Source organism: Bacillus sp. AK031, assembly GCF_053903065.1.
On the sequence record NZ_CP096424.1, the window covers coordinates 1750564 to 1776150 of the forward strand.

Genomic DNA, 25587 nt, shown 5'->3' on the forward strand with positions numbered 1-25587 from the left:
TTTTGTTATTTCAGATGCATAAGCTTGTTTTTTAAATCATTCTCCATTGAAAGCAATTCTTTCTCCGCCTGCTGGCGTTTAGAACGTCCTTCCTGCTGGATTCTTAACGTTTCTTCAATTGTTGAAATAAGATTTTCCTGTGTTTTCTTCAATGTTTCCATGTCAATGATGGCGCGCTCATTTTCTTTGGCGGCTTCAATGCTGTTTGTTTTAAGCATTTGTGAATTCTTAAGAAGTAATTCATTCGTCGTATCAGATACCTGCTTTTGAGCTTGAACAGCTTTTTTTTGATGAAATAGAGTAAGAGCAATGGCTATCTGATTCTTCCAAAGCGGAATGCTTGTCAGAATAGAGGACTGGATCTTTTCGGCAAGTGCACCATTCGTATTCTGGATCAGGCGGATCTGCGGAGCCGTTTGAATGGTCATTTGTCTGCTGATTTTCAAATCATGTATCCGCTTTTCCAGTCTGTCTAAAAACTGAAGGGCATCATTGACTTCCTGATAAGCCATATCGTCCTGGGTAGTGTCTGCTTTTCTTCTTAAAGCAGGAACCGTTACTGAAGAAAGTTCCTCGTGTTTCAGTTCAGCAGCCGCGATATAGATATTAAGTGATTGGAAGTACGTCTTATTCTTTTCATACAGCTCATCCAGAAATCGATTGTCATCGATAAGTACATTTTTGGAATGCTCCAGCTTAACAGAGATCCTGTCGACCTGGCTGCCGATTTTTTGATACTTTGAGAGAACTTCCTGGATGGAACTTGATAGTTTGCCAAATAGCCTCTTCACAAAGCCTTTCTTTTCATCTGATAGTTCCTCTGGATTCATTTCTTTCAATCTTTTCATCAAATCATTCAAAACGTCTCCAATAGGACCGACATCTTTTTTCTGGACGTGGTCAAGCATCGAATGGGAAAAATTAGACATTTGTGCCTGTGCGGCAGTACCATATTCCAAAATGGCCTGGCTGTTCTTCATATCAATCTGGTTTGCGATTTCCTGTGCTTTTTGCTTATGCTCAGGTGTGAGCCTGTCTGCAAGCATTACCGGTGCCTGTTGAATCTCGCTGTTTTGATGGGTTTTGCCGGAAAAAGGATCGGCCAGCAAGCTTTCTAAATCATCATTTCTATAGTCGGTTGTATTTTTTGAGTCCATGATAATGCTCCTTTGTTATTTTTTATGTTTGCGGGCTACATCCAATTCAAAATCCAGTGTCTCGATATCTTCCGAGAGGACATGCATAAGATCTTCCTGGAGTGAATCTTCCAACGTATTAAGCGTTCGTTTTGCATCTTTGATAGATTGAAATACCTGGTCATTTTTAATCGGCTGCGTCGCAAGATAAGTATATTTTTCGGAAAGTTCCACAACCGAGTCGAGGTGGTAGAAGAAAAACTGTTCACTTTTGTAGAACTTTTTCGGTTCTTTGCGAACAATCGAGTAAATTCTTCGGGACAGCCTGTTTAACTCAAGTATTTGCTTAAAGGCTCCTAATGAGCGGACTTGGAATTGTGCTTTTTGCAGCCGTTTGATCTTGGATTTGGCGTCCTTTAAGTTTTTATCTATATAACGGTAATCTTTTAAAGAAATTCCGTTTTTCTTTAAGAAACGTTTCGTATACAGCCACTTCACCGTCAACGAAAGAAAATATCCGGCAGCCAGCCCGCCTGCGGCACCAAGGAAAAACGATTGATCATAGCCAAAAATCATCACTATCGAGGTAATAAAAAAACCATTGATAGCAGTAAACGCCCTTAAGATTGTCAATGGTATGGATTTCATGTTATCTACTCCTTATTCTTACTTCACTGATGAATAATTTTTCATTACTATTTAATACGATTGAATACTATAAAAGTTTCAGAAATCCTGCATAATATGGTGAATTAGTTTGTAGTTTTACTTTAATATATTAATCATAACAAGAAAGACTGGCCAGTGTAACTACTGCCAGTCTTTCAATATCTAAAGGGTTTTAAATGTTTGTTCGGATTGGCCATCTGATTCGATTTCATTAATATGGCAGGTATCTACACGGGATGCAGGGCTTGCCCCATCTTTCACAAAGGTCACAAATTCTTCGATTTCCTCTGCTCCGCCTTCAGCAATAATTTCAACAGATCCATTATCAAGATTTTTTGCCCAGCCGGCCACGTGTAATTCATCCGCTTTGTTTTTAGTGAAATATCGAAACCCTACTCCTTGAACATGTCCTTCAATGAATAAATGCACTTTTCTTGTCATGCTAATCCTCCCCAAAACTGTCGTTACCTTTATTCCCTAAAACATGAGGAGGTAATCTGCTAATGTTACTATTTTCACACCCTTTTGGCAGAGGCGGCTAAGTAATACAACAATCTAGTCTCAGCACTGTTAAATTTAGATTTCAATGGTTGAGAAGCACTATTTTTTGATAAAATGTTTAGTAGTCTTTTAAAACATATATTTAGGAAGGTGAACCTTCTGTGAGGAAAATGATAATTGTCTTTATTTTATTATTTATAACAATTCAGCCAGCTGCAGCTGAAACTAGAGAAAACCAGCAGCCGTCTATGCTTTTTAGTCAAAGCGGTATCGTGATGGATACTGAAACAGGAACTGTCCTTTATGCGAAAAATGCTCAAAAGCGTATGTCACCTGCGAGTATTACAAAAGCGGCGACGGCCATTTATGCCATTGAAAATGGTGATTTAGACAGTCGCGTGACAATCAGTAAGAACGCAGCAGAGACAGAGGGGTCTTCAGTGTACTTGCTTGAGGGCGAGAAAATGCCACTCAAACAGCTGCTTGAAGGCATGATGATCAACTCAGGAAATGACGCAGCAGTTGCAATTGCTGAACATCTAGCCGGTTCTGTTGACGACTTCAGCAAAAATCTTAATCAGTTTCTTGCAGAAAAAGCAGGGGTCAGAAACACGCATTTCAGCAATCCCCATGGCCTTTATGGAGAGGACCATTACACCACTGCTGAAGATATGGCCTTAATTACATCTTATGCCATGAAGAATGACACATTCACAGAGCTTTTCTCATTGAAAGAAGTTGACTGGAAAGGAGAGGGATGGGAAACTACCCTCTTTAATCATCATAAAATGGTTAAAGGGGAAATCCCTTATCCTGAAGTTACCGGGGGTAAAAACGGGTATGTGGATGAATCAAAACATACCTTGATTACAACTGCTTCGAATGACAATCTTTCATTGACGGTTGTGCTGCTTAAAGCTCAATCAAAAACAGCTATTTACCAGGATACGGAAGCCCTGTTGAATTACGGGCTGAATCAGTTTGAGCACAGAGTGATCCCTAAGGGGGAGCATTTCAGCCTTGCCGGAGATGATTTCTATTCAGCGGAAGAGATCATTTACACCAGCAATATCAATCAAGAAGATGAGCTGTCAGTTGATGAATCGGGAAATCTAATCCTTATGTCTGATGGAGAGCAGCAAGCAATCAGCAGCCTGGTGATGGCTACAGGAAAACCTGAAGTGAATAAGAAGGAAAAAGAAAATAAAGAGAGTTCGGCAATGATGAAAAGCCAGCTTGTTTTCTATCCAATTTATCTTTACCTTGGACTGCTCCTGATAGCGGGAACAGCAGTTGTCAGGAACAGAATAACGGCCTGACAGCCAAGGGAAAAGTCCGGGACAGTGTCCCGGCTTATTTCTGATTGACAAAAGTATAAAAAGAGTGTATAGTGAGTGATTGTGGTTACAAAATCACATAAAAGTCAGGTCTTGCTGACTACTAGTCTCCGTAGTAGTACATCGAAATTTTCTTCTGAAGATCAACATAGCTTGATCGACTTTTCCTTATTGCCGTATGCTTGACGGTGAACATAAGGCTGCCTTTTCAATCCAGCAAAAAGGCTGAACAATTATCCGATGCAAAGCAGAATGAAAGTTGTATGATAAAATGTTATTGCTAGATTTTCCCCTATTTCTCACTGGCGTGGCCTAGGAGCCATAAGGATGATCGAGAGGAAGGGCTTTCATTGTCTTAGGGCAATTTACCAATAGAACAACCCGGTACATCATACAAATAATTTTAGATTATTAAATGTGATGTTTGATAAAATATACAACAAACAATAGTAAATAGAGTAAATCTAAAATAAATTCATTCAAATAAAAAAGCAGCCCTCGGGCTGCTTTTTTGCTATTTATAGGCAGTTACAAGAATTTGATTCGCGAATTTATTTTGCGCGGAGGAAACATTTTAAGGGGAGTGAATATAATTTATTAATACTAAATTAAGGGGTGGTGAAAGTGTACACGTCAAGTAGAATACAACGAAAAATGATCAAGTATGCCCATGTATTTAAAGCCCTTGGAATTATTAATGAAGAAGAACTCAAGAAAATATCTGTAACCAAACGGATAGAAAAACTCTAAAATTTATCTTTAGGGTATGCTAACTATTCTGAAGATTATGGTTGACATATCTTGATGCAGGATATATATTTTGCGTAAGGGAAACTTTTTGTTGCGTGGACAATTTTCATGTTATCATGGCTAATCATATGGTTAAGAGTGTAAATTTTTTTAAGCCAAAAGTTGGTTGAGAGCAAATTAATTAGCTTGTGTAAATTTATGTGATTTCATCAAAGATTGAGTTCGAAGCTTAGAAGCGTGCAATGGGTTAGGAAAGTAAATTATTCAAAAAGGTGTCAGGTTTAAGAAGGAGGAATAAGTGTGGCTAATCTTGCAATATCAATACAAGATCTGCATGTTTCATACTATGGAAACGAGGCTGTAAAAGGAGTCAGCTTATCGATCGATGCCGGTAATCTGGTGGGGATTATCGGACCGAATGGAGCTGGCAAGTCTACGTTTTTGAAATCTATGCTTAACCTTATTCCCAGGGATAAAGGGGATGTGAGAATACTGGGTGAAACGGTTAAGGAAGTAAGAAAAAAGATTGCCTATGTACCTCAGAGGAACGACATTGATTGGGATTTTCCAATCACCGTGCTGGATGCTGTCCTGATGGGAACTTTCCCTGGTTTGAAATGGTTCCGCCGCCCGAAGAAAAAGGAAAAAGATTGGGCATATGAATGCTTGAAGAGAGTAGGCATGGAAGGCTTCAGCAAACGTCAAATCGGGGAGTTATCAGGAGGGCAGCAGCAACGTGTTTTTTTGGCAAGGGCACTGGCCCAGGAAGCAGAAATCTTTTTTCTTGATGAGCCGTTTGTGGGAGTGGATGTATCAAGCGAAGAAACGATCGTTAAGATACTCAAAGAATTATGCAGCCAGGGGAAAACGGTGATGGTGGTTCACCATGATTTAAGCAAAGCAACGGAATACTTTAATCAGGTGATTCTGCTTAATAAAGAATTGATTAGTTATGGAAGTGTGAGTGAAGTTTTTCAATCCAGTGTGATTGAAAAGGCGTATAAAGGGCAGTTTGCATTCTTGAATGAAATGGGGGTTTAGGATCAATGGAATTTGTTGATGCAGTTATGCAGTATGGTTTTTTACAAAAAGCACTTCTTACTTCAATAATGGTGGGAATTATATGCGGGGTAATTGGCTGTTTCATTATCTTGAGGGGGATGGCCTTAATGGGAGATGCAATCTCACATGCAGTATTGCCTGGTGTAGCAATTTCTTACATGCTTGGAATTAATTTTTTCTTCGGAGCGGTATTCACCGGCATCCTTACAGCTGTCGCCATCGGATTTGTAAGCCAGAACAGCAGGATCAAACACGATACATCAATCGGGATTATGTTCACCGCCATGTTCGCTGCTGGGATTATCATTATCACAATGCTAAAAAGCAGTACAGATTTATATCACATCCTATTCGGCAATGTGTTAGCTGTTCGGCCTTCTGATATGTGGATTACACTAGGAATCGGTTTGTTTGTACTCGCAGCAGTTTACCTTTTCTATAAAGAGTTACTTGTTACATCCTTCGATGAAACGATGGGAGCCGCTTACGGCCTGCCTGTCAGGCTGATTCATTACTTCCTGATGGCCCTGCTTACTATGGTGACGGTCGCGTCCCTTCAAACTGTCGGCATCGTGTTGGTTGTAGCAATGTTAATAACTCCTGCAGCTGCGGCTTATCTGCTGACGGACCGGCTGTGGCTGATGATTTTTATCGCAGCAGGAATTGGCATAATCTCTTCTGTTGCAGGGCTTTACTTCAGCTTTACTTACAACCTGGCTTCAGGTGCAACAATTGTTATTTCAGCAACAGCAATCTTCGCCTTGGTTTTCATGTTCTCTCCTAAGCACGGACTGCTCTGGAAGGCGTTAAAAGCGAAGAAGAAGCGTTCGGCATTGGTCTAGAGGCAATTCAATTAAATTCAATTAAATTCAATTTATATTCAGGGGGAATAAGATCATGAAGAAATTATCTCTTTTCGTAATCTCGCTTTTTACACTTATGATATTAGGGGCGTGCAATGGAGAAGGAAAACAAGGAAATGCAGAAGAAGGAGAAGGCAAGATAGAGGTGATTGCCACATATTCCATAGTATATGACATTGTCAAAAATGTTGGCGGTGATTTAGTTGATATTCACAGCTTGGCTCCAATCGGGTCTAATCCGCATGAGTATGACCCGCTTCCTGAAGACGTTAAAAAGACGACAGATGCAGACGCTGTCTTCTATAATGGGTTGAACTTGGAAGCAGGGAATTCTTGGTTTAACAAGCTGATGGAAACGGCAGGGAAAGATGGAGATGACGCACCTGTTTTTCTTATGAGTGAAGGGGTGGATGCGAAGTACCTTACAACAAAAGGAAAAGAAGGTGAAGAAGACCCTCACGCATGGTTAGATATTCAAAATGGAATCAAATATGCTGAAAATGCACGGGACGGGTTAATAAAAGTTGATCCAGAAAACAAAGAAGTTTATGAGAAAAATGCAGAAAGATACATCGCTGAGTTAGAAAAATTACACAATGAAGCCACAAAGAATTTCAATGAAATCCCCGAAGAACAACGAGTTCTTGTAACGAGTGAAGGCGCATTTAAATACTTCAGTGAAGCATATGGGTTCAATGCAGAATATATCTGGGAGATCAACCAGGAAAATCAGGGAACCCCAGACCAAATTACAAGAATCGTAGATATCATCAATGAAAAAGAAATCACAGGACTTTTCCTGGAAACAAGTATCGATGCACGCAGTATGGAAGCAGTGTCGAGGGAAACAAATGTGCCTATCATGGGTAAAGTATTCACAGATTCCCTGGCTGAGCCTGGTGAAGATGGTGATACCTATATTTCTATGATGGAGTGGAATATCAAAACGATCAGGGAAGGGTTAACCAAGTAAGTAAGCTCACATTCAGCTCCCGCATTCAGTGAAAACTGGTTGGCGGGAGTTTTTTGAACGGCGATTGGTTACCAATCTTTGATTCTTTTCCACTACCAGTAATGAACCCGGCCGGCTGGAGGAGCGTTCTTTTTATTTTCTTGAAAAAGCTTTAGAATAGAAAGTGGAACTTATTTATTTTTTAAAGAGAAAGGAACAGTTATGGCTTATTTGCTTGTTGGGCTGGGTGGCGCAGTTGGCAGTGTCTGCAGATATCTGATGGGAAATGCTCTACTGCACTTAAACCCGCCATCTTTTCCTTATGGAACTCTTGTAGCAAATCTCGCAGGGTGTTTCATCCTTGGATTGCTTACAGAATCTTTTGTTAAACACAACATTTCACCCGCATTAAGCTCAGCAGTCGGAACAGGTATCGTTGGATCTTTTACGACTTTTTCTGCTTTTAGTGTAGAAACAATCGGGCTGGTAAAAGATCATCATTATGCCCTTGCATTTCTTTATCTGCTGCTTAGTGGAATTGGCGGTTTGGTCTTTGCCTGGATGGGGATGGCTGTATATGAGAGAAAGGGGGATCACGGATGACGTTGGCTTGGATTGCTGTTGGTGGTTTTATAGGAGCGATCTTCCGGTTTTTAATCGCCAATACCGTAAAGTCCAACTATCATCCCGTTTTTCCGCTTGCAACAATGATTGTAAACCTTACAGGTGCATTTCTCCTCGGTTTACTGATAGGGCTAGGGCTGAATGGAAACGTATATGCGTTTACGGCAATCGGGTTCCTAGGTGCATTTACCACATTTTCAACATTCAAAGTTGAAACGCTTAAACTTTTCAAGACTGGGAAGAAAATAAAGGCGTTGCAATATTTGGCTGGCAGCTATGCAGGAGGCCTGATAGCGGCTTATTGTGGATTGATAATTGGATACTAAACAAAGAGGCTGGGACAAAAGTTGAAAAATTAATTGATACAAGTAGAATTACCGAAAATAAAGCCGCATGAGGTCAAGGTTATATACTCTTGACTTCATGCGGTACATTCATGTTATTACGCTCTTATCTTAAAATTTTTAAAGATGTTACTTATAAGGTTATTTACCGCTGCTCCCTGAACGTAGGGGGATTGGAGCGGAAGGTGCGCGACCTCCTGCGGGACTAGCGGGACAGGTGAGACCAAGGTTACGTACCCACTGGAACGTAACCCCGCAGGCAAAGCCGAGGAGGCTCACCGCCCGCCCGCGGAGTCGTGCACCTGGAGCGGAAATCCATTCTTTTTACTCAGACACATTCATTGCGAAAAGAGGTTTTGTCCCAGCCTCTTTATCATTTAACAACAATATACCCGATCATAGGGCCGTTCTTCTCTATGGTTGGATGTGCTTCACATACAAGTTTATAGGTGCCTTTCTTATCAAAAGTTACATTAAAGACTGATTCTTCCCCTTTTTTGACAGTTCCCCTTACATCGGTTCCTTCAATATAAAATGGATGAGAATTCCCATTCACTCCATAGATGCGGAATTGAATTTCCTTTCCTTTGTCTACCACGATAGTCCCGGGGTCCCACCTATATGCTTCAATTTCTTCACCACTGTCGGTAGTTGAGGAGAATTCCCCTGTAACAAGCTTGATTACTTGTACATCCGGGTTTTCCCCATTCATGGTGACTGTCGGATAAGACTCCCTCGGAAGCAGCATCCAGACAGCCCCAAGTGATAGAGCGACAAAACCGATAATAAATAATATAAGAGACCCTTTTTTCAAAACGACGAACTTCACTATTAAAAAACCTCCTTTATCTAATATGAATATATGCCCCGTCCACCGATAACTTGTCTAAAAATTGAATAAGTACTACAAGACAGGCAATAAATAAGCAGATAAGTTTCTATCCTATTCAGAATTTTGTACAATACACACGTAGCCCTTGGAGGTGTTTACTATGACATCATGGAAAGTGGTAAAAATAAAAGGCGAGTCAGAGCCCTGGTGGTTCTTTCCTGACTGGGAGAAGGATATATCCGAGGAGAAAGAGTTTCCAACTGAAAAGGAAGCATTTCACCAATTTATTAATCTTGTAAAGATAAGCAAACATACATTTAACCATTTCAAAGAAAAAAAGAATACTGTAGCCTTCTGGAATGAAGAAGAAAAAGTATTTTGCGAAGCATGCGATGACGACTTACAGTTATATCATGGACTGATTTTAATGAAGGATGCTGAGCCAAAGGTTTTTTCAAAAGAGGAGAAAGAGATTCTTATAGGCGCCTTAGAAGAATAAATATTGTTCAAAGGTCGTTCATAGGGGAATTGCATTAAATAAAGAAAGACTGCCAGGAAATAAGCATCCTGGCAGTCTTTTTCTATAATCAAATTCAAGTTATAAATCTGTACGTAATTTAATGAAACGGTATAGATGGATGAAAATCACTTTTGCGATTGCATAAGTGGGTACTGCCAGAAGGAGTCCAAGGAATCCAGCGAATTGTCCTGCAGCAACCAGCAGCAAAATGATTGTCAACGGATGGATATCCAGTTTTCTTCCCATTACTTGCGGAGAGATGAGATTTCCTTCAATCTGCTGAACGACAAGAATAACAATGATGACCCATAGTGCCATGATAGGCTCTTGCAAGAAGCCCACTATGACTGCTGGCACTGAACTGATGAAGGGGCCGACGAACGGAATGACATTCGTGAGCATCGTCAGAATGGATATAACCAATGAATAGTCGAGTCCAATGATAAGATATCCGATATAGACCAGTACACCGACACAAAAACTGACAATGACTTGTCCCTGTATATAGGAACTTAACGCGTCATCCATATCGCTTAAGACTTTTTTTCCTTCTTTTTCATGTTTTTTAGGTACCAGCTTTAATACCTTATCCGATAGTTTGTTTCCGTCTTTCAGCATATAGTAAAGGACAAACGGAATGAGAATAATTAATATCACGATACTGGTAACCGTGCTAATGATATTCATAAAGTTTGAACCAATGGTGGAAACTACTGTATCTAAATAAGCTGTGAGGCGGTTGGTTAAATCTTCGAGTGAAAAACGTTCGCCCTGCTGAAAGCGTGAGACCCATTCATTTTGCTGAAGGTTCAACAACGCCTCCCGTAAATTTTGAATGATGTCCGGTGTGTTATTAATCAAGCTGTTGACTTGTCTTTGGAGAATCGGTCCGATGTAGAATATCACTCCGGCAACTAACCCGGCTGCGGCCAGATAGATGAGCAGGATGGAAAGGGGTCTCGGTATTTTCCTGGATAAAAAATTGACCAGCGGCCGAAGAAGATAATAAAGTATTCCGCCGAGTACTATCGGTCCAAATAAAGCTGTTACAAGAACGGTAATGGGCCTGAAAATAAAATCTACCAGGGTTCCCAAGTAGATGATTAACAAAATAAGTGCAACCGCATATCCCCTGCGGAACCATTTTCCCTGTGGCATAAAGATTCACTCCCAGTTAAAGTATAAAATATTTCCTTCCTATATATATTCTCTATTATTATCTTTTCAAAACTTTAATCTCAAGGATAAGTCATACTGTGAGAGCCTCGAACAGCGTAATAAAAAAGCCTCTACCTTAGGGCAGAAGCTTTCTCAACATTCAATCTGGCACTTTTTTCTTGAACTTCTATAAAATAATCCACAAATAAAGGATCCCACTGAGTGCCTTTACCTTCCTGGAGGATGGAAAGGGCCTTCAAGCTGCTCATGCCATTTCGATAAGGTCTGTCGGACGTCATTGCATCATAAGCATCTGCAACAGCTATCAGTCTGCCGAATTCAGGGATGTTATCTCCTTGCAGGCCATCAGGATAGCCTTTGCCGTCATATCTTTCATGATGATATTTAACCCCCGGCAGAATAGGCAGAAGTTCCTCAGTTAAATCGACCCCTTCGAGAATTGCTGCACCAATGACAGGATGGAGCTTTATTTGCGCGAATTGCTCCTCAGTAAGCCGTCCATCTTTAAGCAATACCTCATCTCTAACGCCGATTTTCCCAATATCATGGAGGAGAGCTGATTTTTTCAGTAAATCTATCTTGTTTCTTGCCCATCCTGCACGCTCTGCAATTATGACTGCGTAGTCGGCAACTCGTTTGGAATGTCCTGCTGTATAGGGGTCCCTTGCATCCAGAGTACCTGCTATAACATTAAAAAAGCTCGCGATTAATTGGTCGTTTTTCTGGTCCTTTAACTGTATTGAAGTGACCATGTTATTAAACCCATTGATCAGTTGTGAGAATTCATCTGAATATGGATTTGTCAGATGGTGAAGGTGTCCTTCTTCAATATCTTTAAAGCCCTTTTGTAATTCTGTAACAGGTTGTTCGATATTTTTGAACAGCAATACGGTACCTAGAAAAGCCAGTACCAGGATGATGAAAATCAGCAGCCCGGCCCAAGTCCAATAATCCGCTAATGGTTCTGTGGTCAGTGAAAGGCGTACCTGTGAGGCAAGGCTGAAAAGCAGGACCGGGAATAGGGCCAGAAACAAAGATCCGATCAGCAATTTTCTTTTTATGCTTATGTAAAAATTATTCTCCTTGAATAAGTTGACGCCATGCAGCTTTTGAGCCTTATCGGCCAGGTCGGTAAGCAAAGGGGCAGCAGTGTGAAAGGTTAAATAAAACTCAATCAGCGCATGCATGACCGCTACAAGAAACGCACCAGCCCACGCATAGCCAATGTATGACAGTGGAAAAGTCAGTTTTTGTGTACTGATAAAATAAAACGCCAACAACGATGCAGGCACTGCCAGTCCAAGAAAATGAGGCAGCATGATTCGTTTGACCGTCAGCAGCGGAAAATGTAAGCCTTGTTGAAAGGCTTTCTCGATTTCAGCAGAAGAAAATTTTTGGTTCTTATAAATTGCTTTCAATGGTTTTAGGTGTTTAGTGAAGACAAAGAATTCAGCAGAAAACATGATTAGAAGCGAAAGCAAAAGAATCAGGAACATATAATGGCTTTGGCTGCGGGGCAAATCGAGAGTTTGAAAGATAAACACCGATCCTACACCGAATACTGCAATAAGGGAGCCAAAAAGGTAATTATATAACATTCTTTTTTGAAAAGACTTATATATGAGCATTTGTACCTCCGTGAATCTACTTATTCTGCTATTATAATGCATAATAACCAGCTTTGAAATAAAAAGTCCCGCCAATTATATTGGCAGGAGGGGCAATGTCAGTCAATGACACCAGTACGGACGATTTTAACATCAATATCATAAGTGAATTCAGCTTCAGGATACGTTTCTTTCCAATTTTCCTTGGTTACTTCCTTCCCTCTGCTTACTGCCCTGTAATAGGTGCCAAAACCGACGGGATCCGAGCCGGTTTCCTGGATTTCATATAAAATTTCAGTTCCCTTCGTTGTCATGGCTTTTGTCAATTCATCTTCTAACTTTCTCAACACTGGTTCTTCTGATAGGTTGAGTGGAGCAGACATTTCCAAAACTCGCAATTCTAATTTTAGCCGAATATCAAAAGCTGGTTTATTTTTGTTTGATACTTCGATTTTGTGGCTGCTATTGATATTGTCCAACATGACATGAAGCATGTCTCCATCCTTTGGTTCTTCTTCAGGTTGTGCTGCTTTGATTTCCTTCATGAGGTTTTCTTTTGGGATGCTGACTTCAACACTTCCGGTGCTAATCCGGTTGAGCAAGGAGCGTATATAGAATACTTTTTCTCTTTCCAAGACTGAAACCTGTTTATCATCTGAAAATAAGGCGAAGCCGGTAATCCCGACTTTTCCCTCGATGATGGATAAATAGGGGAGAATGGCATCTTTACCAATCGAGCCATAGCTCGTAAGGAACTCCTGGAGAGTCGGATTCGGAATGGTTTCACTTTTTACGTTGAGCTGCATCAGGTTATATAGATAGGTTCCCATATTGGAAGGCTGGCTCTTTGGCTGGAAGGATAAAATTTCTTTCGCACTAGGATCAGCGACCGCCAGGAAAACCATGTTGCCTATGGAAGCATCCCTTGTAAGTGAATCTACAAGGGAACTGATTCCTTTTTTGGCGATTTCTTCTCCATAAAGAGCTACCCGCAATTGTCCGGAAACGAGGTTATGGTCAGTCTCCATATTGGCGGACTTCCTTATCCCTTTACTTGTATCTGCCTCGCCGGATATGACTGTGGAAAGATTTTGCATGGAAGGATTGAATTGATAAAACACAAGCGTACCGGTTATTCTATCCTCTTCTGATTGATCATAGCCCACAGCCGTAATGAGACCCTGTTTTTCCAGATAACGGGTTTCTACACAACTTGATAGAAGTAAGCATCCAGATATGAGGATCAGGACAAAAGGGATTCTATTCATGCTGATTCCCCCTTAAGTTTTTTTGCGAATTTCTTCAACATGACGAGTGCCAGAAGAAGGAGCGGGTAAAGGAATGTTAAAAAAAAGCTCGCTGTAGCGGTTTTATCCGTGAACATATTCATCTCAATTCTCTGATCAATGAAAAATGTACAGATCCACAAAGCAATGGCAAACAGAAAAATCGATTTTCGCTGCTTAAATCCCGTTACCCTTTTTATGCCTCTGGTGGCTGCCCAGAAATAGAGGCATATATTTGGAAGGATGACGAGCATCCAATAGGAAACGGCAATGAACTCAAACCGTTCAAGGTTCGGGATCCGCACGATTTTAAACATGGAAAGGACCGGCCAGATCGTTTTTTCCAGTGTCATTTCAGAGAAAAAGCCAATGGATACAAAGGTAACAAGGGTATAGAGGAATGTGGTGTATCCAATACCATACAATGAAAATTTGAGGATTTTCTTCTTGTCTTTTACATACGGGTAAAGAAGCAGCAAGAGTTCAAATCCAATGACAGAAAAAGCCGTTTTGTATACTCCCGTGCCGATCTCCTTAAGGCTGTGGTTCCAAATCGGAAAGAAGTGGGTATAGTCAATATACCTTAAGGGTGCATACAACATAAGGGCCAGCCATGCCGTTAGAATAAAGGTCAAAAAGCTGAGGCCGACTATGACTCTTACACCGCCAAGAACAGCATAGACCGTCAAAAATATAAGCAGTCCAGTCAGCAGCCAGGTTGGCAGCTGAGGGAAAATCCACGCCTGGACCATTTCGGTATAGTGCATGATAACAAGGTACGCAATAAGAAATAAATACCCTATATAAGCAAGGCTGAATAAACAGCCTACCCATTTTCCGAAGATGTCTTTATGAATTCCATAGAGATCTGCACTCTCATAATTTTTTAATAAAAGCACGATGACTGTGATGGCAAACGCTAAAAGGACCCCTGATAATAATACCGATATCCAGGCATCATTTCCGCTTTCAAGGAAAATAATTCGCGGAAGCCCTGCAATACCTACACCGGTTTGCGCTACATGGACTACAAACATAATGAAGAATGAATTAAACATCAGGCCTTTAGGTGGATCGACATTAATTTTCATAGACACAACCCTTTATTATTCGTCTACGTCTTTTTTCTCCGTTTTCTTTCTTTCTTTCATTTTTTCATTATCGATTGTCGAGTTGGATTCAGGACGTTTCCCCATGAATTGATGGGGAAGTCTGAACAAGCTGTACTTCAAGTCGGAAACCACGAGGGGATATACAGGCGACAAATACGGTGTGCCTATGGTTGACAGCTTTAACAGGTGAATCAGCAGGAATGAAAAGGCGAACATGATTCCGACTCCTCCAAAGAGTCCTGCGCAAATGATGATCGGGAAGCGGATGATCCTTACTGCAGTCCCAATAGCATAACTTGGGGCTGTGAAAGAACCTAGTGCACTTATCGCAATGATGATAATTAAAATATTGCTTGTAAATCCTGCCTCTACTGCGGCCTGCCCGATGACGATACCGCCTACGATACCCATTGTCTGGCCGACTTTCGTTGGAAGCCGTGCCCCCGCCTCCCTCAGAAGCTCGATAATGAATTCAAGAAGCAGCGCCTCGAAAACAGGCGGAAATGGTACCTTTGAACGCGATTCCCCGAGTGAAACCAGTAAAGAGGAGGGGATGACCTCGTAGTGGTAAGTCAGAACGGCGACATATGCTGGAGTCAGGAGCACTGACAGGAATATAGCTAAGAAGCGGAGAACTCTTAAGAAAGACCCCATATTCCATCTCATGTAAATATCTTCAGTGGATTCGAAGAAATTCAAAAAAGTGGAAGGCCCTACGATTGCCTGCGGGCTATGGTCCACCAATATACCGACCTTTCCGTGTAATAAGGAAATACTGAACCGGTCAGGAAGCTCTGTCGTGATCAACTGAGGAAAAACCGTGTAAGAATTATCTTCTATCATTTGTGCCAATACAGAACTGTCAATAATACTATCAACTTCAAGGTCCTTCATCCGCTGCTTAAATGTATTAACATTTTCCTCATCAGCAATATCTTTGATATAGATCAGATAGGTCTTCGTTTTGACCCTGGAACCAAGGTGGAATTGCTCAACGCACAAATTTGGATCATTCACATTGGTTCTGATCAAGTTCAGGTTGGTCGATATTGACTCGGTAAAAGCAACTTTAGGCCCGAATACAAGGGATTCGGTTTCAGCCTTTTCAAGGCCTCTGCTTGCTTTTTGAGCAATATCTGCCAACACGCCGCTGCTTTGGCCTTCTGCATAAATGTAAGCATGGCCATTTATGATTGCTTCTATAATATCAATCAGGCGGTTCGTGATGGATATTTTACCGATATTGATTGAATTAGCAATACATTTAGGGTCAGTCCATTCGGCCGTTTTCTCAAGAGGCTTTATGATGTGCTGCTGAAGTTGATCGGGATTTATGATATCTTCTAAATAAATGATCAGAATGGTGTTCCCATCTTTTTCAATCTCATGAAAAATGATATCGCAGCTTTGTTTTAAAGAATCTTGAATTTCTTCTTTTAAGCCTTCTAAGTTGAGGCTGTGGGCTATTGACTTTTCTTCTTCTCTTCTTTGTTTTTCACGCCATTTGAATACCATGCCCAAACATCCTTAACCATTATTTTTTTGTATTTTGTCCTTGATTACCTGAAATTATTACCGATATTACCAACAGAATATATACAGAAAGAGTGATATTGATTGAATGATTGGAGAAAAGCGCTTGATGTGTTCTTGAAAGAGTGGAAAAATGTCAAAGAACTTTCAGGAGTCCTTGTATGCGGAAGCTATGTAACAGGTAATCCTTCAAAACGATCTGACATTGATGTTCATCTTGTATTGAAGAATGGAACCAAATGGAGGGAAAGAGGCAACAGGGTCGTCAATGGGTTCCTCGTAGAATATTTTTGCAATCCCCCTGAACAAATTCGAAAGTATTTTAAAGAAGACTACAACGATAGAGGAACTCATGCAGCAGTGCAATTTGTTACGGGAGAAATCTTAAGGGATGGAGAAGGGACAATTGCTGATTTGAAAAAAGAAGCTGAGAATTGGCTGGCAAAGCCGTTTGAAGAAATCTCGGAAACATCTGTGGAATTTATCAAATACAGCATATGGGATTCTCTTGATAACCTGAAAGACCTTCATGAAAACAACCGGGAGGATTTCTGTTTTGTTTATCACAATTCATTAAAGGCCCTGTTTGATCAATACTGTCAATTCTTAGGTATAGAAGCCATTCCTTATTATCAAATCGGATCTTATCTGAAAGAACCGGTGTATCTGCAGAAATACCTGAAGCCGCCATTCCCGGATGAAGAATTTGCATTGGCATTCATCCAGTCTGTCGATGCGTCGGAAAAAGATGATATGGTTCAGAACTTTGCAAAGCTCTGCCATCATGTACTTAACAGGATGGGAGGTTTCTCAATCGACGGTTGGAAAATGAGAAGTCCGATTGAAAAATAGCTGTCATAACTCACCCTTGTTTATCCAATAATATTGCTGAGGTGATATTATGGCTAAGAAAAAACAAGACCCGTCCAAGGCGGGACTGGGTTCTGCGCAGGTGGAGGGCCAGGGGACTACCATGAGTGAGCTGCCTGGCGGTGTACCTGCTGAATCCTCCCGTAAAAAGAACAAAAAGTAAAAACAGGAGGGCCTTTTGGCTCTCCAAAAAAATTCATTAAAACGGAAAGCATTACCATTTACTTATTTGACAAAATCGTTTAATGTACTATAATAGGAGTATCAGAATTAATATTTGAAACACCGCAAAACCGAAAGCCATTCACATATTATAAAAAGTGATCGCCTTTCTCCGCCGGTACTTTTTATAATATGTGAATTTTTATTTTTTAAAAAAGTAACATATTAAAATTTTTCTTATTTTTTGGAGGTTTCTACTCATGAAACAAGGTACAGTAAAATGGTTTAACGCAGAAAAAGGTTTCGGATTCATCGAAGTTGAAGGCGAAAACGACGTATTCGTACATTTCAGTGCGATCACTGGTGAAGGTTTCAAATCTCTTGACGAAGGTCAGCGTGTGGAATTTGAAGTGGTTGAAGGCAACCGCGGACCACAAGCAGCTAACGTTGTAAAATTATAATTTTAGCGAGCTTCAGCTAAAAAATAGCTACCCACCAGAAACAGGGTAGCTATTTTTGTAAGGCCCTTTCAAGGATACCTGCAGCCGGACATGCTTCTGTAAGCAGTTAAACTGAAATGGCTTTGTAATGAAAAAGGAGGTAATGACACGATGGCATTTGGAAGAAGAAATGAAGAAGAAATCAAAACAGAAGAAACAAAAATATGGAAATGTTCAGCTGAAGGCTGCAAAGGCTGGATGAGGGATAACTTCAAAAGCGAAGAAACACCTCACTGTCCGCTTTGCAAAAGCGAAATGGTCCCTTCATCAGAAGTTCTTCAAGTTGTGGATAACCCGCACCCAACAACAAAATAGTACCGTGATCATTCAACTTCCTATTCTTTTAGGAAGTTTTTTGTTATTTATTCGGGAGTGCCGCTGCTGCTGAAAAAGTGATTCTGACAGAAAAGGTCATCAACAGGGGAACCGAGTCCGAATGCATGGTTGATTCAGACAGAAAACATACCAAAAGAGGATTTTGAGTTCAAATCAGGGGAGGATTTGGACAGAAACGAACCCAAAAGGAGATCGTTAGTCCGAAACCAGTGTGCATTCGGACAGAAGAAGACACGCTAAAAGAGTACCAAGAGTCTGAACCAACGGAAAAAGTTTGACCCTTGGATAAATAACGTTTTGAAAATGGGCTAATCATGGTTAAATTTGCTGATTCACGAATATGCTTTGATGTCAGGAAGATTTTTAAAAGGAGGAGCTGCAATGAAAAAAGTCGTCCTATTTGCAGACCCGGGCATCGATGACACATTTGCAATCATTTATGCATTAAGCAACCCGGAGATTGATCTGAAAGCGATTGTAACAGGCTTCGGCAATGTCAGTAAAGAAGATGCGACCAAGAATGCAGCCTATATATTGTCTGTTGCAGGCCGGGAGGATATACCAGTCATCACTGGAGCCTCCAAGCCGCTTACAGGGGAATATGAACCCTATTATCCCGCCATCCATGGTGAAGACGGAATCGGTCCGATTGAAATTCCGGAAAAATTTATCTATAAAGCCCATCCATTCTCGACAATTCTGGATATTACTTCGCAAAATGATGACCTATATTTTGTTGATATTGGCAGAAATACCTCTATGGCACTTGCTTTTAATCTTTATCCTTTTATTAAAGACAGCATCAAAGAGGTATATTTGATGGGAGGAGCTTTTTTGGTTCCCGGGAATATCACGCCGATTGCCGAAGCTAATTTCCATGGCGACGCCACTGCTACCAGATTTGTGCTTGAATCTGGACTCCCCGTTTATGTTGCTCCATTAAATGTTACCCAATATGCCCAGCTTAAGCTGGAGCATATACAGCTTCTATCAGAAAAGAGCAGAAACCAGTTCGGCAGCATCTTCCTGCCGATTTTCAACTTTTACAGAAAAGCATATGAAAAATTGCAGCCTGGGCTTGAAGGAGTGCCGCTTCATGACTTGTATACAATTTACTTACTGACAAACCGCGAGAAGGCGACTCTGGTCCAAAAAGAAATCTCCATCTCTACAGATGATGTGACGAAAGGGTTTACCTATGCTGATTTTCGTGATATGAAAGAAGATCCAAAATCCAACCATTATATTAATATCGATTTCAAGTATGAAGATTATTTAAAAAATGTCTTAACGATATTGATGAGTGAAGTGAAAGGAAATAAGTGAAAATCAGTCAATAGCCTAAACGATATGAGTTTCTTTGAATAGTATGTAATGTCGATTTCCTTACCGGCCATTACCGGGAGCCTATTCAAAGGAGGTATTTGTATGTCTAAGAAAAAAGTTGACATAGAAGCAGAAGTGGAAGCAGCAGAAGAAAAGCCGAAACATAGTGTTTGGGATTCATTTTGGAGAGGAGCGCCAAAAGCCGAACAGGAAGATGTTGAAGCTGAAGAAAAAGAAGAAGATGACAGTAAACCTGGATTCCGCTGGTTCTAATTAAATTGTAAATGCTAGTCAAGACCTTTTGATTCGATCAATGGGTCTTGATTTTTGTGCATGATTAGGCTGTTAGACAGCTAAGCCAATATCAGTAACCATTGATATCCCTGATGAAGGACAATCCGCACATTGGGTCGACATGGAAAAGATTTGCCAAAAGATGTTTTAGTGAAAATGGCTACCGCACTACAAGCATAGGTGATATCATTAGGGATTCAGAGATCAGTAAAGGAACGGTATAAAATTATTTCAAAAATAAAGAAGAGCTGTATCTTACATGATTTAAACAATCAGCTGATTATTCTATTGATAAGTTTAACCAACACCATAATGAAATGGAAAATCCAAAAGAAAAGTTCACTGATTTATTTAAGCAATACTCCGCTATTGATATTAGTGACCCAGAGTGGTTGAAAATGCAAAGGGCTCAGGGGGAGTTCTGGTCAAATGTGCAAAGAGGACGAAGGACATTCCGTAAAATGAGGAAGATGGATCGACGGCAGGTGATCGAAGAGGTTATAATAGAGTTATTATCAGGTTGGAAAACAAAAACCATGAATCAGACTACCGGCACCCATCCGCTTTCTCCGTCGTCCTTCCGCTCCGCAGCTCTGCCCCTCGCAGGGGTTCACTTCCTGAAATCAATCTTTTCGATCAGTCTGAAAACACCATTGGAAATTAATACTGTCACCAAACTGATCTATGAATAAGGGGTTTTTAGTAATGAATATTTACCACGCAAAAAGCTATTTAAAAGAATACTTTGGCTATGAAAATTTCAGGCCAGGCCAGGATGAAATCATACAAAGTGTGTTATTTGGCAATAACACAGCAGGAATCATGCCGACCGGAGGAGGTAAGTCCATTTGTTACCAGATCCCCGCCCTTCTATTTGAGGGGATCACTCTGGTCATTTCTCCGTTAATCTCTTTGATGAAAGATCAGGTAGATGCTCTTAATCAGACTGGTATTTCCGCAACTTACATCAACAGCTCACTGACTCAATCAGAAATAGAGCGCAGATTGAGTGAAGCAGAACTAGGTATATATAAACTCGTATATATTGCCCCTGAAAGGCTGGAGTCCCCTTATTTTGTACAGTATTTAAAGAAGCTGCCTATCCCGCTCGTAGCAGTCGATGAAGCACACTGTATATCCCAATGGGGCCACGATTTCCGTCCAAGCTATTTGAAAATCAAAGACTTGCTCAAAGGGTTGCCGAGCAATCCCGTGGTACTGGCATTGACGGCAACAGCTACACCTCAAGTCCAAACGGATATTTGCTCTTCTCTTGATATAATAGATGAAAATACCTATATTACCGGCTTTGCCAGAACCAATTTATCATTCAAAGTGATTAAGGGCCAGGATAGAAGCCAATATGTGAAGAATTATGTGAAAGCCAACCAGGGTGAATCAGGGATCATTTATGCTGCTACTCGTAAAGAAGTAGAATCCCTGTATAACAAGCTGAAAAAGGAAGGGCTTTCTGTCGGGAAGTATCATGGCGGCATGACTGACACTCTGCGGGATGAAATGCAGGAGGAGTTCCTTAAAGATAACTTGCAAATCATTGTCGCTACCAACGCTTTTGGCATGGGTATAAACAAATCGAATGTGCGGTATGTACTCCACCATCAGCTTCCAAAAAATATGGAGAGCTATTATCAGGAAGCTGGAAGGGCAGGAAGGGACGGAGGAGAAAGTGAATGTATCGTTCTATACTCCCCTCAGGATGTACAAATCCAGCGCTTCCTGATCTCGCAAAATTCCAACGACCCTGCAAGACATACACAGGAATTACTGAAGCTTAGGCAGATGGTCGATTACTGCCATACCGAAGGATGCCTTCAGGAATTCATCTTGCATTACTTTGGCGATGAATCAGCTGAGCCATGCGGAAAATGCAGCAACTGTAAAGATGAGCGCCAGGCAATAGATGTAACCAGGGAGGCCCAGATGGTTCTTTCCTGCATGGTTCGTATGGGGGAAAGATTCGGAAATTCATTGGTGAGCCAAGTTCTGGCAGGATCAAGGAGCAAGAAGATAAAAGAGTTCGGTTTCGAAAAATTGACCACATATGGCCTTATGAAAGAGCAGAAGCAAAAGGATGTCAGCTTGTTCATTGACTTCTTGATCTCAGAGGAGTATATCACAGTAGTCAGCGGAACCTTTCCGGTTTTGAAGGTAAGCGAGAAAGGCAAGAATGTCCTGCAGGGAAAAGAAGCAGTGATGCGTAAAGAGACTATGAAAGCGGAAAAGGTGGTTCTTCAAGAAGATGATGAACTGTTCCAGATCCTAAGAGCGTTAAGAAAAGAAATGGCAGATTCAGAAGGGGTACCGCCATTCGTAATATTCTCTGATGAAACACTGAGAGACATGTGCCGTAAGCTGCCTGCTGACAGCAGCGCTTTCCTTGATGTAAAAGGTGTGGGTGCTCACAAAAGTGAGAAATATGGTGCCAGGTTCATGGAGGAGATTGCAGGGTTTGTAAATCAGACCGCCTCCAAATCAGGTGGTTCAAAGAAAACAGAAGAACCATCCTATTTATCCACCTATCAATTATACTCTCAAGGGTTGGCCCTTGACGAAATTTCTAAAGAGAGAAACTTATCGCTAACGACCGTTCAAAATCATCTTCTTCAATGTGTGGAAGAAGAAAAGGATGTTAATATTAATGAGTTTGTCAGTGAAGAAGAAAGAGAACTGATTCATGGTGCAATCGAGAAAACCGGTGGGGAAAAACTAAAGCCGATTAAGGAAGAATTGCCTGATGAAATAGGTTACTTCCAAATAAAGCTAGTCCTTCACGAACGTGTTTTGTCAGTAAAATAGTCTGAATGCCAAAAGCCCGGAGTTTTCCGGGCTTTTGGCGTTCATAATTTGAATTGTGATTTGTAAAGTTGTTTGGGGGAGGAAACTGGAGGACTGAGTGATTGATGGTTAATCATGGATAAACATCGGATAATGATATAAATATTAAAAAAGGAGTCAAAGATTTTAAAGACACTATAAAACGAATTTAAGAGTGTGCTAAGGGCACTTTAAATGGAAGACCTAAAACTAAATGTCTCTAAGAGTGTTCTAACGACAGTTAAAGTTGAAAATGCAGAACTAAATGTCTCTAAGAGTGTTCTAAGGACAGTTAAAGTTGAAAATGCAAAGCTAAATGTCTCTAAGAGTGTTCTAACGACAGTTAAAGTCGAGAATGCAAAGCTAAATGTCTCTAAGAGTGTTCTAACGACAGTTAAAGTCGAAATTGCAAAACTAAATGTCTCTAAGAGTGTTCTAAGGACAGTTAAAGTTGAAAATGCAAAGCTAAATGTCTCTAAGAGTGTTCTAACGACAGTTAAAGTCGAAAATGCAAAACTAAATGTCTCAAAGAGTGTGTTAAGGACAGTTAAAGTCGAAAATGCAAAACTAAATGTCTCAAAGAGTGTGTTAAGGACAGTTAAAGTCGAAAATGCAAAACTAAATGTCTCAAAGAGTGTGTTAAGGACAGTTAAAGTCGAAAATGCAAAACTAAATGTCTCTAAGAGTGTTTTAACGACAGTTAAAGTTGAAAATGTAAAACTAAGTGTCTCAAAGAGTGTTCTAACGACAGTTAAAACTGACAAGCCAAAATCTCTAAGAGTGTTCCAACAAAATTTAAAACCGAAAAGACAAATTCAACAGAAAAGTTCTCAACCAAAAAGGCCTTCCAATGCAGGAAGGCCTTTACACTTAGTAACAATTAACTTTTAACAGCAGTAGCTTCAAGGAACTCATCATAGGTCATTTGTTTGTCGATGATTCCTTCAGAATCGATCTTGATAATGCGGTTTGCAATCGTTTGGATGAACTGATGGTCATGGGATGCAAAAATCATTGATCCTTTAAAGTTTGCCAAACCATTATTCAACGCAGTGATAGATTCAAGGTCCAAGTGGTTTGTAGGTTCATCCAACAGGAGAACATTTGCTTCGCTCAACATCATTTTGGAAAGCATGCAGCGAACTTTTTCCCCACCGGAAAGGACGCTTGGCTTTTTCATGACTTCTTCACCTGAGAATAGCATTCTTCCCAGGAACCCGCGCAAGAAGGATTCACTTTGGTCGTTAGGAGAGTACTGGCGCAGCCATTCAACCAGGTTAGGCTCGTTTCCTTCGAAATACTCCGAGTTGTCTTTAGGGAAGTAGGCTTGAGATGTTGTAACTCCCCATTTGAAAGATCCGCTGTCAGGTTCCATTTCACCGGCAAGAATTTTGAAAAGAGTCGTTTTGGCAAGCTCGTCGCTGCCAACCAAAGCGATCTTATCATCTTTATTCATGATGAAACTTACATTATCAAGAACTTTCACGCCTTCAATCGTCTTGCTGATGCCTTCCACTCTAAGAAGGTCATTCCCAATTTCGCGTTCAGGCTTAAAATGAACATAAGGATATTTACGGGAAGACGGTCTAATGTCATCAAGAGTGATTTTATCCAAAAGTTTCTTACGGGAAGTCGCTTGCTTGGATTTAGAGGCATTTGCACTGAATCGTGCGATAAATGCCTGAAGTTCTTTAATCTTTTCTTCTTTCTTTTTGTTCTGATCTTGAGCCATTTTCGTAGCCAATTGACTGGACTCGTACCAGAAGTCATAGTTACCGACATAGACTTGGATTTTGCCGAAGTCCAGGTCAGCGATATGTGTACATACTTTATTTAAGAAGTGACGGTCATGGGATACAACGATAACTGTGTTTTCAAAGTTGATTAGGAACTCTTCCAGCCATTGAATTGCAGCGATGTCCAAGTGGTTGGTAGGCTCATCAAGAAGCAATACATCCGGTTTTCCGAAAAGAGCTTGTGCAAGAAGGACTTTGACTTTGTCTCCACCATTCAGGTCTTCCATCTTTTTGGTATGGAGATCTTCACCGATTCCAAGGCCTTTCAATAGAATGGCAGCTTCGGATTCAGCTTCCCATCCATTCAACTCAGCAAATTCACCTTCAAGTTCAGCGGCACGCATGCCATCTTCATCAGAAAAATCAGCTTTCATATAAATAGCATCTTTTTCCTGCATCACTTCATAAAGGCGGGCGTGTCCCATAATAACCACTTTCAATACTTCATGTTCTTCATATTCGAAGTGGTTCTGTTTCAAAACAGCCATTCTCTCACCAGGCGTCATTGAAACATTGCCAGTTTGTGATTCGATTTCCCCGGAAAGAATCTTGAGGAATGTGGATTTTCCGGCACCGTTAGCCCCAATCAGGCCGTAGCAGTTACCAGGCGTGAATTTTATATTTACATCTTCAAATAGTTTACGGTCACCAAAACGCAGACTTACATCTGATACTTGAATCATTTAATAATTACCTCCATCATTCATATCTAAAAGATTATAACATGTTCATCCAATAAATTCACTTATAGTCCTAGTATGATTGTTAATAATTCTTCCTTTCCTTAAAGGAATAGTTCGAGTCTGTTAAATGCAAAACAAGAAATCTACCCCTTTGTTAATAAAACCACGTTCGAAGTATTAATTTCAGCACCAAACGACACTTAAATAAGTTTCAACAAGATAATAAAATAGACCCCTAATATTACTGAAAGTCTATTAGCTGAAAATGTGATTTTTTAATTTCTGTTTTTCCTGCTGTAGCTTATTGATTGGAGCAGAAGGCATGTGATCTCCTGCGGGAACAGCGTGACAGGTGAGACCAAGGTTACGTACCCACCGGAACGTAACCCCGCAGGCGAAGCCGAGGAGGCTCACCGCACGCCCCGCGGAGTCGCATGCCTGGAGTGGAAATCATTCCTAACAACTGATTCAATAGCCA

The 25587-nt window shown here is 40.7% G+C and carries 27 protein-coding genes; 17 read left to right on the forward strand and 10 right to left on the reverse strand.

Annotated elements, in window-relative coordinates:
- Positions 1–5: 5 nt before the first annotated feature.
- From M1E09_RS08820 to M1E09_RS08830, 3 genes are all read right to left on the reverse strand, one after another.
- The gene (locus M1E09_RS08820) at positions 6–1157 is read right to left on the reverse strand and encodes a toxic anion resistance protein (RefSeq protein WP_456274464.1); all 1152 of its coding nucleotides are present in this window, start codon (positions 1155–1157) and stop codon (positions 6–8) included.
- Between the two features lie 15 nt (positions 1158–1172).
- The gene (locus M1E09_RS08825) at positions 1173–1784 is read right to left on the reverse strand and encodes a 5-bromo-4-chloroindolyl phosphate hydrolysis family protein (protein WP_456274465.1); all 612 of its coding nucleotides are present in this window, start codon (positions 1782–1784) and stop codon (positions 1173–1175) included.
- A 183-nt stretch (positions 1785–1967) separates the two neighbouring features.
- On the reverse strand, positions 1968–2246 hold the full coding sequence (locus M1E09_RS08830; protein ID WP_456274466.1) for an acylphosphatase: 279 nt from the start codon (positions 2244–2246) through the stop codon (positions 1968–1970).
- 230 nt (positions 2247–2476) lie between these two features.
- Here M1E09_RS08830 and M1E09_RS08835 point away from each other — a divergent pair, with 230 nt between their 5' ends.
- From M1E09_RS08835 to crcB (M1E09_RS08865), 7 genes are all read left to right on the forward strand, one after another.
- A complete protein-coding gene (locus M1E09_RS08835) occupies positions 2477–3625 on the forward strand; it encodes a D-alanyl-D-alanine carboxypeptidase family protein (protein ID WP_456274948.1) in 1149 nt (382 codons plus the stop codon).
- 642 nt (positions 3626–4267) lie between these two features.
- On the forward strand, positions 4268–4393 hold the full coding sequence (locus M1E09_RS08840) for a hypothetical protein (RefSeq protein WP_456274467.1): 126 nt from the start codon (positions 4268–4270) through the stop codon (positions 4391–4393).
- A 300-nt stretch (positions 4394–4693) separates the two neighbouring features.
- A complete protein-coding gene (locus M1E09_RS08845; protein ID WP_456274468.1) occupies positions 4694–5434 on the forward strand; it encodes a metal ABC transporter ATP-binding protein in 741 nt (246 codons plus the stop codon).
- 5 nt (positions 5435–5439) lie between these two features.
- Positions 5440–6297, forward strand: a complete 858-nt coding sequence (locus tag M1E09_RS08850) for a metal ABC transporter permease (RefSeq protein WP_456274469.1) — start codon at positions 5440–5442, stop codon at positions 6295–6297.
- A gap of 55 nt (positions 6298–6352) precedes the next feature.
- On the forward strand, positions 6353–7291 hold the full coding sequence (locus M1E09_RS08855) for a metal ABC transporter substrate-binding protein (protein ID WP_456274470.1): 939 nt from the start codon (positions 6353–6355) through the stop codon (positions 7289–7291).
- A 201-nt stretch (positions 7292–7492) separates the two neighbouring features.
- A complete protein-coding gene (gene crcB, locus M1E09_RS08860) occupies positions 7493–7873 on the forward strand; it encodes a fluoride efflux transporter CrcB (RefSeq protein WP_456274471.1) in 381 nt (126 codons plus the stop codon).
- Positions 7870–8220, forward strand: coding sequence for a fluoride efflux transporter CrcB (gene crcB / locus M1E09_RS08865; RefSeq protein WP_456274473.1), 351 nt, complete (start codon positions 7870–7872; stop codon positions 8218–8220). Before crcB (M1E09_RS08860) ends, crcB (M1E09_RS08865) begins: the two co-directional genes overlap by 4 nt.
- 391 nt (positions 8221–8611) lie before the next feature.
- On the opposite strand, the gene M1E09_RS08870 is transcribed toward crcB (M1E09_RS08865), so the two are convergent.
- Entirely contained in the window at positions 8612–9067 is a 456-nt protein-coding gene (locus tag M1E09_RS08870; RefSeq protein ID WP_456274474.1) for a cupredoxin domain-containing protein, read from the reverse strand.
- A gap of 163 nt (positions 9068–9230) precedes the next feature.
- Here M1E09_RS08870 and M1E09_RS08875 point away from each other — a divergent pair, with 163 nt between their 5' ends.
- Positions 9231–9569 (forward strand): DUF1033 family protein, encoded by a 339-nt coding sequence (locus tag M1E09_RS08875; protein WP_456274475.1) that lies wholly within the window; start codon positions 9231–9233, stop codon positions 9567–9569.
- A gap of 99 nt (positions 9570–9668) precedes the next feature.
- Here the strand turns inward: M1E09_RS08875 and M1E09_RS08880 are convergent, their stop codons facing one another.
- From M1E09_RS08880 to M1E09_RS08900, 5 genes are all read right to left on the reverse strand, one after another.
- On the reverse strand, positions 9669–10748 hold the full coding sequence (locus M1E09_RS08880; RefSeq protein ID WP_456274476.1) for an AI-2E family transporter: 1080 nt from the start codon (positions 10746–10748) through the stop codon (positions 9669–9671).
- 131 nt (positions 10749–10879) lie between these two features.
- Positions 10880–12397: an HD-GYP domain-containing protein gene (locus M1E09_RS08885; RefSeq protein ID WP_456274477.1), complete on the reverse strand. Its 1518-nt coding sequence runs from the start codon at positions 12395–12397 to the stop codon at positions 10880–10882.
- A gap of 98 nt (positions 12398–12495) precedes the next feature.
- A complete protein-coding gene (locus M1E09_RS08890; RefSeq protein ID WP_456274478.1) occupies positions 12496–13644 on the reverse strand; it encodes a Ger(x)C family spore germination protein in 1149 nt (382 codons plus the stop codon).
- Positions 13641–14753 (reverse strand): GerAB/ArcD/ProY family transporter, encoded by a 1113-nt coding sequence (locus tag M1E09_RS08895; protein WP_456274479.1) that lies wholly within the window; start codon positions 14751–14753, stop codon positions 13641–13643. Before M1E09_RS08895 ends, M1E09_RS08890 begins: the two co-directional genes overlap by 4 nt.
- Before the next feature lie 15 nt (positions 14754–14768).
- A complete protein-coding gene (locus M1E09_RS08900) occupies positions 14769–16289 on the reverse strand; it encodes a spore germination protein (RefSeq protein WP_456274480.1) in 1521 nt (506 codons plus the stop codon).
- Positions 16290–16391: 102 nt separating this feature from the next.
- On the opposite strand from M1E09_RS08900, the gene M1E09_RS08905 reads away from it, so the two are divergent.
- From M1E09_RS08905 to M1E09_RS08945, 9 genes are all read left to right on the forward strand, one after another.
- Complete coding sequence (locus M1E09_RS08905; RefSeq protein WP_456274481.1) at positions 16392–17159, forward strand: nucleotidyltransferase domain-containing protein; 768 nt, start codon at positions 16392–16394, stop codon at positions 17157–17159.
- A 49-nt stretch (positions 17160–17208) separates the two neighbouring features.
- Entirely contained in the window at positions 17209–17340 is a 132-nt protein-coding gene (locus M1E09_RS08910; protein ID WP_456274482.1) for a YuzL family protein, read from the forward strand.
- A 259-nt stretch (positions 17341–17599) separates the two neighbouring features.
- Positions 17600–17800, forward strand: coding sequence for a cold-shock protein (locus tag M1E09_RS08915; RefSeq protein WP_006834898.1), 201 nt, complete (start codon positions 17600–17602; stop codon positions 17798–17800).
- A gap of 150 nt (positions 17801–17950) precedes the next feature.
- The gene (locus tag M1E09_RS08920) at positions 17951–18154 is read left to right on the forward strand and encodes a cold-inducible protein YdjO-related protein (RefSeq protein WP_456274483.1); all 204 of its coding nucleotides are present in this window, start codon (positions 17951–17953) and stop codon (positions 18152–18154) included.
- A 402-nt stretch (positions 18155–18556) separates the two neighbouring features.
- Positions 18557–19501: a nucleoside hydrolase gene (locus M1E09_RS08925; RefSeq protein WP_456274484.1), complete on the forward strand. Its 945-nt coding sequence runs from the start codon at positions 18557–18559 to the stop codon at positions 19499–19501.
- A 102-nt stretch (positions 19502–19603) separates the two neighbouring features.
- Positions 19604–19774: a hypothetical protein gene (locus M1E09_RS08930; protein WP_456274485.1), complete on the forward strand. Its 171-nt coding sequence runs from the start codon at positions 19604–19606 to the stop codon at positions 19772–19774.
- A 338-nt stretch (positions 19775–20112) separates the two neighbouring features.
- On the forward strand, positions 20113–20487 hold the full coding sequence (locus M1E09_RS08935; RefSeq protein ID WP_456274486.1) for a hypothetical protein: 375 nt from the start codon (positions 20113–20115) through the stop codon (positions 20485–20487).
- Between the two features lie 13 nt (positions 20488–20500).
- A complete protein-coding gene (gene recQ, locus M1E09_RS08940; RefSeq protein WP_456274487.1) occupies positions 20501–22612 on the forward strand; it encodes a DNA helicase RecQ in 2112 nt (703 codons plus the stop codon).
- A gap of 213 nt (positions 22613–22825) precedes the next feature.
- Entirely contained in the window at positions 22826–23521 is a 696-nt protein-coding gene (locus tag M1E09_RS08945) for a hypothetical protein (protein ID WP_456274488.1), read from the forward strand.
- Here the strand turns inward: M1E09_RS08945 and M1E09_RS08950 are convergent.
- Complete coding sequence (locus tag M1E09_RS08950) at positions 23511–25109, reverse strand: ABC-F family ATP-binding cassette domain-containing protein (RefSeq protein WP_456274489.1); 1599 nt, start codon at positions 25107–25109, stop codon at positions 23511–23513. The genes M1E09_RS08945 and M1E09_RS08950 overlap by 11 nt on opposite strands.
- Positions 25110–25587 lie beyond the last annotated feature (478 nt).

Bases quoted from the DNA above. Each gene is read 5' to 3' on its own strand.
- M1E09_RS08820 (WP_456274464.1), bottom strand. From the start codon at position 1,157: ATGGACTCAAAAAATACAACCGACTATAGAAATGATGATTTAGAAAGC.
- M1E09_RS08825 (WP_456274465.1), bottom strand. From the start codon at position 1,784: ATGAAATCCATACCATTGACAATCTTAAGGGCGTTTACTGCTATCAAT.
- M1E09_RS08830 (WP_456274466.1), bottom strand. From the start codon at position 2,246: ATGACAAGAAAAGTGCATTTATTCATTGAAGGACATGTTCAAGGAGTA.
- M1E09_RS08835 (WP_456274948.1), top strand. From the start codon at position 2,477: ATGATAATTGTCTTTATTTTATTATTTATAACAATTCAGCCAGCTGCA.
- M1E09_RS08850 (WP_456274469.1), top strand. From the start codon at position 5,440: ATGGAATTTGTTGATGCAGTTATGCAGTATGGTTTTTTACAAAAAGCA.
- M1E09_RS08855 (WP_456274470.1), top strand. From the start codon at position 6,353: ATGAAGAAATTATCTCTTTTCGTAATCTCGCTTTTTACACTTATGATA.
- crcB (WP_456274471.1), top strand. From the start codon at position 7,493: ATGGCTTATTTGCTTGTTGGGCTGGGTGGCGCAGTTGGCAGTGTCTGC.
- crcB (WP_456274473.1), top strand. From the start codon at position 7,870: ATGACGTTGGCTTGGATTGCTGTTGGTGGTTTTATAGGAGCGATCTTC.
- M1E09_RS08875 (WP_456274475.1), top strand. From the start codon at position 9,231: ATGACATCATGGAAAGTGGTAAAAATAAAAGGCGAGTCAGAGCCCTGG.
- M1E09_RS08880 (WP_456274476.1), bottom strand. From the start codon at position 10,748: ATGCCACAGGGAAAATGGTTCCGCAGGGGATATGCGGTTGCACTTATT.
- M1E09_RS08885 (WP_456274477.1), bottom strand. From the start codon at position 12,397: ATGCTCATATATAAGTCTTTTCAAAAAAGAATGTTATATAATTACCTT.
- M1E09_RS08890 (WP_456274478.1), bottom strand. From the start codon at position 13,644: ATGAATAGAATCCCTTTTGTCCTGATCCTCATATCTGGATGCTTACTT.
- M1E09_RS08895 (WP_456274479.1), bottom strand. From the start codon at position 14,753: ATGAAAATTAATGTCGATCCACCTAAAGGCCTGATGTTTAATTCATTC.
- M1E09_RS08900 (WP_456274480.1), bottom strand. From the start codon at position 16,289: ATGGTATTCAAATGGCGTGAAAAACAAAGAAGAGAAGAAGAAAAGTCA.
- M1E09_RS08910 (WP_456274482.1), top strand. From the start codon at position 17,209: ATGGCTAAGAAAAAACAAGACCCGTCCAAGGCGGGACTGGGTTCTGCG.
- M1E09_RS08915 (WP_006834898.1), top strand. From the start codon at position 17,600: ATGAAACAAGGTACAGTAAAATGGTTTAACGCAGAAAAAGGTTTCGGA.
- M1E09_RS08920 (WP_456274483.1), top strand. From the start codon at position 17,951: ATGGCATTTGGAAGAAGAAATGAAGAAGAAATCAAAACAGAAGAAACA.
- M1E09_RS08925 (WP_456274484.1), top strand. From the start codon at position 18,557: ATGAAAAAAGTCGTCCTATTTGCAGACCCGGGCATCGATGACACATTT.
- M1E09_RS08930 (WP_456274485.1), top strand. From the start codon at position 19,604: ATGTCTAAGAAAAAAGTTGACATAGAAGCAGAAGTGGAAGCAGCAGAA.
- M1E09_RS08935 (WP_456274486.1), top strand. From the start codon at position 20,113: ATGGAAAATCCAAAAGAAAAGTTCACTGATTTATTTAAGCAATACTCC.
- recQ (WP_456274487.1), top strand. From the start codon at position 20,501: ATGAATATTTACCACGCAAAAAGCTATTTAAAAGAATACTTTGGCTAT.
- M1E09_RS08945 (WP_456274488.1), top strand. From the start codon at position 22,826: ATGGAAGACCTAAAACTAAATGTCTCTAAGAGTGTTCTAACGACAGTT.
- M1E09_RS08950 (WP_456274489.1), bottom strand. From the start codon at position 25,109: ATGATTCAAGTATCAGATGTAAGTCTGCGTTTTGGTGACCGTAAACTA.